The organism is Paraburkholderia sediminicola, assembly GCF_046027825.1.
Lineage (GTDB): Bacteria > Pseudomonadota > Gammaproteobacteria > Burkholderiales > Burkholderiaceae > Paraburkholderia > Paraburkholderia sediminicola_D.
In genome coordinates, this window is record NZ_JAQQDU010000225.1 from 1 (window position 1) to 1,395 (window position 1,395).

2 protein-coding genes are annotated in these 1,395 nt (G+C 62.8%); both read right to left on the bottom strand.

Going from position 1 to position 1,395, the window contains the following annotated elements; all coding sequences use genetic code 11:
* A partial coding sequence (locus tag PQQ96_RS41970; RefSeq protein ID WP_408303295.1) for an electron transfer flavoprotein subunit alpha/FixB family protein occupies nucleotides 1-881 on the bottom strand: 881 nt, incomplete at its 3' end.
* A gap of 13 nt (nucleotides 882-894) precedes the next feature.
* Nucleotides 895-1,395: electron transfer flavoprotein subunit beta/FixA family protein (locus PQQ96_RS41975; RefSeq protein WP_408303296.1), on the bottom strand; the 501-nt coding region annotated here is incomplete at its 5' end.

A 1,395-nucleotide genomic window follows, 5' to 3' on the forward strand; every position in this document is an offset into this window, starting at 1 on the left:
CCATAATCGGCGACGCTGAAAATCGGCGCTTCCGGGTCCTTGTTGATGGCGACGATCACCTTCGAGTCCTTCATGCCGGCCAGATGCTGGATCGCACCCGAGATACCGACCGCCACATACAGTTGCGGCGCGACGATCTTGCCGGTCTGGCCGACCTGATAGTCGTTCGGCACGAAGCCCGCATCGACGGCTGCGCGCGATGCGCCCAGCGCTGCGTTCAGCTTGTCGGCCAGCGGTTCCAGAACCTTCGTGTAGTTCTCGCCGTTGCCCAGACCCCGGCCGCCCGAGACGATGATCTTCGCCGAGGTCAGTTCCGGACGGTCCAGCTTCGTCACTTCACGGCTCACGAATTGCGAGAGGCCGGTATCCGCTGCCGCTTCGATCTTCTCGACCGTCGCGCTGCCGCCTTCTGCTGCAACCGGGTCGAAACCGGTCGTGCGGACCGTGATGACCTTGATCGGATCAGCCGATTGCACCGTCGCGATCGCGTTGCCGGCGTAGATCGGGCGTTCGAACGTGTCGGCGCTGTCCACTGCGGTGATGTCGCTGATCTGCGCGACGTCCAGCTTCGCCGCGATACGCGGTGCGATGTTCTTGCCGTAGGCAGTCGCCGGCGCGAGGATGTGCGTGTAGTCCTTCGCGATGTTCATCACGGTGGCCTGGACGTTTTCTGCCAGACCCGCTTCGAGTTGCGCAGCGTCGGCCAGCAGCACCTTCGAAACACCCGCAATCTTCGCTGCCGCATCCGCCGCCGCTTGTGCGTTGTGCCCTGCGACCAGCACGTGAATATCGCCACCAATCTTCTGCGCGGCGGCAATCGTGTTCAGCGTCGCGGCCCTGATCGACGCGTTATCGTGTTCTGCAATTACCAGATTCGTCATTTCGTCCGTCTCCTTACAGCACCTTGGCTTCGGTCTTCAGCTTCTCGACCAGTGTCTTCACATCCGGCACCTTCACACCGGCGGAGCGCTTGGGCGGCTCAACGACTTTCAGCGTCTTCAGGCGCGGCGTCACATCAACACCCAGATCTTCCGGCTTGACGACTTCCAGCGGCTTCTTCTTCGCCTTCATGATGTTCGGCAGCGTCACGTAGCGCGGCTCGTTCAGGCGCAGATCGGTCGTGATCACGGCCGGCAGGCTCAGCGACAGCGTTTCAGCGCCGCCGTCCACTTCGCGCGAGACCGTCGCCTTACCGTCGGCCACGACAACCTTCGAGGCGAACGTGGCTTGCGGCAGGTTGGCCAGCGCAGCCAGCATCTGGCCGGTCTGGTTCGAATCGTCGTCGATCGCCTGCTTGCCCAGAATAACCAGCCCAGGCTGCTCCTTGTCGACCAGCGCCTTCAGCAGCTTGGCCACCGCCAGCGGCTGCAGGTCTTCGTTCGACTCGATCAGGAT